This is a genomic window from Citrobacter sp. T1.2D-1 (assembly GCF_950098555.1).
Lineage (GTDB): Bacteria > Pseudomonadota > Gammaproteobacteria > Enterobacterales > Enterobacteriaceae > Citrobacter_A > Citrobacter_A telavivensis.
Genome location: NZ_CATNHH010000021.1, coordinates 20474 through 27159, shown reverse-complemented (window position 1 = coordinate 27159; position 6686 = coordinate 20474). Strand labels below are relative to the sequence as shown.

9 protein-coding genes are annotated in these 6686 nt (G+C 51.9%); 4 read left to right on the top strand and 5 right to left on the bottom strand.

Annotation, left to right across the window (positions count from 1 at the left end; all coding sequences use genetic code 11):
- Positions 1 to 97, top strand: a 97-nt coding sequence (locus QQZ17_RS15845) for a transposase domain-containing protein (RefSeq protein ID WP_164881532.1), incomplete at its 5' end; no start/stop codon positions are given.
- 47 nt (positions 98 to 144) lie between these two features.
- Here the strand turns inward: QQZ17_RS15845 and QQZ17_RS15840 are convergent.
- A complete protein-coding gene (locus QQZ17_RS15840; RefSeq protein WP_046494160.1) occupies positions 145 to 399 on the bottom strand; it encodes a type II toxin-antitoxin system ParD family antitoxin in 255 nt (84 codons plus the stop codon).
- 307 nt (positions 400 to 706) lie between these two features.
- On the opposite strand from QQZ17_RS15840, the gene QQZ17_RS15835 reads away from it, so the two are divergent.
- A complete protein-coding gene (locus tag QQZ17_RS15835; protein ID WP_284554142.1) occupies positions 707 to 1195 on the top strand; it encodes a hypothetical protein in 489 nt (162 codons plus the stop codon).
- Between the two features lie 34 nt (positions 1196 to 1229).
- Here QQZ17_RS15835 and QQZ17_RS15830 read toward each other — a convergent pair whose 3' ends face one another.
- From QQZ17_RS15830 to QQZ17_RS15820, 3 genes are all read right to left on the bottom strand, one after another.
- Positions 1230 to 2363, bottom strand: coding sequence for a DUF3800 domain-containing protein (locus tag QQZ17_RS15830; protein ID WP_046494155.1), 1134 nt, complete (start codon positions 2361 to 2363; stop codon positions 1230 to 1232).
- A 166-nt stretch (positions 2364 to 2529) separates the two neighbouring features.
- Positions 2530 to 3303 (bottom strand): hypothetical protein, encoded by a 774-nt coding sequence (locus QQZ17_RS15825; RefSeq protein WP_046494153.1) that lies wholly within the window; start codon positions 3301 to 3303, stop codon positions 2530 to 2532.
- 12 nt (positions 3304 to 3315) lie between these two features.
- Positions 3316 to 3816 carry a HEPN family nuclease gene (locus QQZ17_RS15820; protein ID WP_115190218.1) on the bottom strand — a complete coding sequence of 167 codons (501 nt, stop codon included), beginning with the start codon at positions 3814 to 3816 and terminating at the stop codon, positions 3316 to 3318.
- A 208-nt stretch (positions 3817 to 4024) separates the two neighbouring features.
- On the opposite strand from QQZ17_RS15820, the gene QQZ17_RS15815 reads away from it, so the two are divergent.
- Together QQZ17_RS15815 and QQZ17_RS15810 are read left to right on the top strand one after the other, a co-directional pair.
- Entirely contained in the window at positions 4025 to 4636 is a 612-nt protein-coding gene (locus tag QQZ17_RS15815) for a DNA-binding protein (protein ID WP_046494150.1), read from the top strand.
- Between the two features lie 170 nt (positions 4637 to 4806).
- Positions 4807 to 5088, top strand: coding sequence for a hypothetical protein (locus tag QQZ17_RS15810; RefSeq protein ID WP_046494148.1), 282 nt, complete (start codon positions 4807 to 4809; stop codon positions 5086 to 5088).
- 44 nt (positions 5089 to 5132) lie between these two features.
- Here QQZ17_RS15810 and QQZ17_RS15805 read toward each other — a convergent pair whose 3' ends face one another.
- Complete coding sequence (locus QQZ17_RS15805) at positions 5133 to 6677, bottom strand: conjugal transfer protein TraG N-terminal domain-containing protein (RefSeq protein ID WP_046494146.1); 1545 nt, start codon at positions 6675 to 6677, stop codon at positions 5133 to 5135.
- Between the last annotated feature and the right edge of the window lie 9 nt (positions 6678 to 6686).

Here is a 6686-nt window from a genome sequence, read left to right as displayed (position 1 = left end):
GGGTTACCTTCGCCATATCCTGAGCGTATTGCCGGAGTGGCCCATCAACAAAGTGGCCGAACTGCTGCCATGGAACGTAGATCTCACCAATAAATAGCCGTCAATACGGCGCTCACTTAACGCTTACCTGTAGTCCCAGATAACTTACAGGTCTTCTTCTCTTTTCGCATCAGCTCGATCCCTTTCATTTTCCGCCCTGGCACTGGCGTTTTTCAGGAATGCATCCTTGTTCCATGGTTTCGCCTCGCCGCTGCTGATCCCTTCGGCCAGCAGATCGCGCAGCAGACGCAGCGCGTCACGCATAACCTCGCTCTGGATTCGGTAATCACCGGCCTTAACCTGGGAATCGATGAATTCACGCAGCTCATCACCCACGTCCACGGTCATCGTACGGGCCATAACCCCTCCGTTTTTCAATGTAAGATTTATTCTTACATCAGTAGATTATTTTACTCTCCTGGTTCCACCTCCGCCATTTTAGTCAAAACAACGCAGCAGTAGTCTGGAGATCCGACTTATACTTTTTTCGGATCTCAGGGGAGAAAACTGAAGGGAAATCCAAATGCATATATCAATTAAAATATCAATACCAAAAACAACGAATAGCACTTTTTGCACTCACGGATAGCACTAATTGCTAAAACGAGGTATATTTGCGTCATCGGCTGCTTCGGGTGGCCTCATGACCATCTTTAAGGAGAATATTGTGGACACAAGTCTGATTGGACCGATCCTTACGGCGCTGCTTGCCGCTGCGGGGTTCTACTGTAAGTTTTGGTTTACGCGTTATCAGGCCTCCCGTGATCAGGCCCAGAAAGTCAGCCGGACGATCGAGGATGTCCTGAGCAATATGGCCGCGCTGTTCGGACAGAAGAAACCTGCCCGGATACTGAGAGAGGAATTTTCCGCTGTTATTGCGCCGCTTCATCAGGAAATGCGCAGCCTTGACGATATGACGTCCCGTCTGCCGCTGAAATGGCTGCAGCGCGAACAGCGCCACATTCTTTATCATGCCCGATGGCTGCAGCGGTATCTGGATTCGCGCAGGGGCGGCAGTGACGGGGACTTTATCCTGCTATTGCACGATGTGGCGATGGGGACCGATTATCAGGTTGCTGACATTCTGGCATCGCAGCATGACTGTAAGCGGCGTCGTGGATCACAGCTGCCGGTTAACCTGAAAACCTGCCCCTGAGAGGGGGCAGTTGAAAGCAGATAACTATCCGGCATCAGTCGGGTGATCCCGACACCACATATGGCATGCGTCTGGCTTCATCAAAGTCCCGCAGTTCCTGCGCCTGCCTCATGATCTCTGCGCTTGGTACCGGGAGTTTACCCAGGAGTTCCATAAATCGACTGGCAACCGACTGGATTGACACGCTGTTGGTCCTGGCTGTTTTCAGATTGGTATAAACAAGGCGGGAAAGTGGCTTTGTCAGCGCCTTGTCTTCCATGAATCGCTTGAATGTCCAGAGATAAATATCTACCAGCTCCAGACCTGCACTCTTGGTACCGGACTGGAATACAAGTGGTTCAGCCGGCATATTTTTCATGTTCATAACAGGTAATCCGGGCCCCAGTTCCCAGGGCATCTCCCGTATCTGGTAGTAAAACTCGTTAAGTTCACGCTGGGTGGTGTTGAACTGTGACTGCTGGTCAACAATGATACTGGCCTTTCTTTCTGGTGCCCCCAGGCGGGAACAGATCCCGTGCAATACGGACTGAAAGCCAATCATATTGGGCATAATCCGCAGCCTTTCCTTGTTGGTTTTACAGTTATAGCCCAGCTGTTCAAAATTGGCTGACGCCCAGTTCAGGGCATCGGTGATCAGCTGCTTCGACCGGTGGTCCAGCGCGCTGGCTGCCGTCCTGCTGATCAGTTCATCACTGACGGTACAAAAAAGTTCCGACGCCCGCTCATCATGCGCCTCCAGCCTTGCCGTCCATGCGTTTGAAGCAAGTTCATCATCAAACAGGCTGGCCAGATTCAGCAGCAGGGGGTAGCGCAGAGGGGTCCAGTATGCAGACCAGGGAACGGCTGGATTCATTCCCTGATCAAATACCTGGTCGAAGAACGAAATAATGGCATGATCGCGCTTTACTACCTGCCAGATGTCAAACCGTATCCGGTGCTTTTTCTGCAGAACCAGCAGCGTATCCACAAGGTCAGAAAGGCGGTGCAAGCCCAGTTCCGCAGCGTGCAGGCGCTGCACGCCAAGCGTTTTGCGTAATACGGCAAGATCCGCTTCAGCAACCTTATCCAGATTAGCATCAGACGACAGCACTCCGTAGGAGAGGACTGGCTGGGTTTTGTCAAAAAGGTTTCGGCCAGTCTGGCCTGTTTCATCCACATAAAAGTGCATTCAGAGATCCTTTACCAGGCAGTAGGAAGGGAAACGGCATAATCCTGGTCAATGTAAAACCTTTCTGCAGCCAGCTGCAAGTGATCCGCTTAAGGCTTTAATGACCTCAATACTGGGTTCACGGCAACGAACAAACGGGCCGGATCACAGACCCGTTTTTTAGAGATTACATCTGCCCGGGCTGCAGAAACTCGATTCTGGCAATGGCCGACCTGGACACAGATTTCCCGTCACAGTCTATGCCGAAAGTTGCGTTTCCGTCCGGCGGGAGGTCACGGACTGATGTATAGGCATATGCCAGAGCCGTTTCAAGAACCCCTTTTTCATAAACAATATCCGCCTCGAACCAGACAATACAGGGATGAAGCACGCTGAGATAATGCGGTTTAAGATCGTGGCCGTATTTCTTCTGGTAGGCCTTACAGACATCCTCTACCAGCTCCGGCAGCCAGAGGTAATCATGCAGTCCATTTTCACTGGCGTTAAAATGTAATTCCCGGACTAAATGGCCATAAGGTCCCCAGTGAATTTTATCGCCGGTTCTGAGCTGAAACATCTCATCCGGGACGCCCCCCGGAACATCCCATTCCTGCAGGTGTTTACGGACCATCTCATTCGGGGCCAGGTTGAGCAGCATTTTCATGGCGAGGGATTCTGACTGATTTAGCGCCAGTAACCCCGCCGGAAAAGTATTACCGGCGAAAGTCCGGGTGCCATGAAACCACAGAGCCCGGGTGAATGGTCCCGGTTCGCCCAGTTCCGCACAGACGTAGTCTCTCAGATACTGAGGTGCATCAACCAACTGGCGAGGATTAAGCTCGTAGATACTTTCAAGATCGAGCGAAAGCAGCACTTTTTTCAGCTTTTCAGGGGGACAGGCAAACCCGGCAGATAATGTATGCAACGCCTGAGTTCGTGAGGAGCAATCGAGAATCAACATGGTGTAAATCCCTCACAAATCCAATATGTTAACAGCGGGGGCTCGACGCCGAGCCATATTGTCGAGCAGCAGGGTCGCATAATATTTCAGAAAGGGTAAAAGCTCCGGAGCGCTGAAGCTGGCGTAGACTTCTCCATCTCCCTGGGATTCCCTGAAAACAATCCAGTCTACAAGGTGTGCATCGCTGGCTGACTCTACCTGGACACAGAAATGAGCAACTGAATTCCGCATCTTATGGATCAACTCCCGCAGGTTCATTTCCGGTCCGGGCAGCTGTGACTCACGTAATCCCATTTCTGCTTTAAGTTGCCGCGTTAAACGGTCGGCAGGCAGGAAAGAGAGCGCCCTCTCTTTCGGTAACACGATAAGACCCAGAAGGCAATTCAGGGTCAACGTGTAGTTGTACTGCTCCCTGAATGGTTTGCCCAGCACCTCAATCATTTCGTTATATTGATCGATAAGCGCCAGTGTTCGCTGAACAAAATCGGTTTCAAAATCTGAATAATTTCCCATTTAACCCTCCCGTTCCGGTTCGAAAATCCACTATATCATCCGGCCAGCCTGACGGCTCAGGTACAGCATTTCCTATTAAGTGAGTTTTCGGATCTGACCACGAAAGTAGAGATGGTGCACGTTGGTCTTGTATTGTATGTATTATTTGTATTGTGTACAAACTACAGTCAGGTTAAAATGTATGCATACCTTCTTAACGGAGTATTTCATGACTAACCTGCCTGCTGACACCGTCCGTCGGATCGAGGACGCCGCCGCCGCACTCATTGCCGCCGGCAACCCGAACCCGACCAACGAACAGGTCCGCCAGCACCTCGGTGGCGGCTCCCTGTCCCACATTTCCCCGGTGATGCGGGAATTTCGGGCACGCCAGCGCGCACTGGCCAGCGAACAGACGCCGGCTCTGCCGCCAGAGCTGGCGCAGCTGCTCACCGGCCAGTTGGCCCTGTTGTGGCAGGCCGCGGTGAAACAGGCAGAAGCCGGGACACTGGCGGCCCGGGAACAGGCCGACACCGATATCGCCCGGGCCGACCAGGAGCGCGACGAGGCGCTGGCGAAAGTGACCGCACTGGAAAGTGAACTGGCGGTGCTTCGGGAGGTGGTGACCGAACGTGACCGGTTGCTCGATGAGGTACGCGGGCTGCGCGCGGAGGCGCTGCCGCTGCGCGAGCAGGTAGCCCGTCTGACCGCCACCGGCGAACACCTGGCGGCGCAGCTGCAGGACACCAAAGCGGAGCTGAAGGAAACCCGGGAGGATGGCCGTGCGCTGCAGGCAGAGCTGCTGGCCCTGGCACGCCACGACGGGAAGGCGAAGAAATGAAAGTGGAAATACAGGCCCGTGTGAAGGCCTAAGGCCTTCCGCCGCGCACTGTAGCTCGCCGCCAAGGAACGCGCCTGTGAGCCGGTGCCCTCCCCTATAGTGCTTAATAATTTGCGTGTATAGGGGATTTTTAGTAGCTTATTTATTAGACAAAATGAGGAGTCATTACCATGAGCGAGGACGGTTTCAATAAAGATGACCTGAGCAGCACCTTTGCGCGTTTCACCACAAAACGTCGCAATATCGTTTGTGATGAATCCAAGCTGAAGCGGAAAAAACCTGAGCCGGTAAAACTTTCGAGTGCAACACAAGAAATTGGTTGTGTGATTTCATCTGTGCTCGCCTCTACCTCTAAAGCGGACGTCACAAAAGACAAACAGGACCAATATAAATCTCCTATCCGTTACAGCTGGGAGAAAAAAGGTATTAACGGTGGTTCTAACAATTTTTAATCTTATGAAGCGATGGCATAACCACCGCTTCATATAGCCATCAGTTATCCTTTGCTTAATCCTGATTTAATCCCGCCTGAAGCTGCATCAATCGCCACCCCTTGAGCTTTTTTACCTGCTTCCGAGCCAGCATCCGTAGGCATTTTAGAAGCATCACTAAAGTTGTTAGCCATATTACCAATTCGAACTCCAGCCCAACTCAGCATACCAACCCAGAACATCGGAAAGACCAGGTACATCATCCCCAGTACCAGGTTCATAATCCATCCATCAGCCGTTGAGCTAAAGAAAGCCGCGAAAGGCACCGAGCTGTTTGCAATCCCCTGCTCAGCCATATTGTCATAGAGGATGGTGATCAATCTGTCATCAAGCCAACCTGCCAGTTCCCACCAGAACGTAATGAACTGAAGAGCGAATAACGCGAAGGAGATGGTAAAAATGGTTTTCGGATCGTAGGCGCTGAACATCATTAACGCAGGAATGACCGTGATTATCATCATCAGCAATAATGCCTGGATCATCGGCAGTGCCTGCTTCATTGCATCAAAACCAGGTAACGCCTCGGCCTGTTTCAGTCCAAGACCAATAGACGAGGTAAGGCGTGTAAGATTACCAACTACTCCGGTGGTTGTGTCGCTACTGCCAACAGCATAAGTGGTACCGGCGCCGGAGAGATCTGCGTTGCGTGGGCTGACAAGCCAGCGTAACGCAATTTCTTCCCACTGCTTTCCGGGGAACTGACGCTGCATCTCCTTACGTGTGTTATCACTAAAACTGGCCAGAACTCGTTTGCGAAGCCCGGAAGTACCATCGGACCACCACGTCTTACATGTTGGATATCCACCTGCACCAGTATCCGGATAGCCACTGTCCCGGCTGCTGTTGTAAGGCCACTGGCTACGTGGCGTCATAGCCGTGTAGTAGTCATAATATCCGGAAGTATTCAGGAAGTAGCTGCTACCTATCCAGCCCACGGAGTTGATGGTGGCATCACTGAGCTGGCTGTTGCTGTTTTTCAGTCTGAAATATGCTCTCGAGTAACATTGATCTGCAAATTCCTGGACCTCCTGCAACAACACAGGATCACGCAGTTTCGTGTTCTGAACGTCAAAACGCATCTGTCGCAAATTCGTACCGCATGGGATTGACGCAATCATTGCCTGCGTTGTGCCCTTCGACATCATATGCAGGAGATACCACCAAACTGGAACCTCGGCCGTACGACCGTCAAAATCGTTAACGAGTCCCTTGTAGCCAGAATTCTGTGGCGTCGGCACACTGACGCCGCACTGTTTAGCGCGCGAGCTGTCGAACTTGATTGTGCTGATATCAACCGGCAACAGCGGAATACAGCAAAAGAGCATCACAAGATAAGACACATACAGTGCATGTTCGATTCGCGGAAGGGCAAGAAGCCCTTTGTTCCCCTCGTCAGCCCCCTCCTCCCTCACTTTCAGCCAGACGCCAAGAACCCTGACCACCAGTGGCAATGCAAAAAGGCCTGTACTGCTGAGAATGCTCCACATGGCATTGTTCATTACCCAGCCAAAGAGAACGAGAAAATATTCCAGAAAACTGTTTGCGGTCATCGTCCTCTC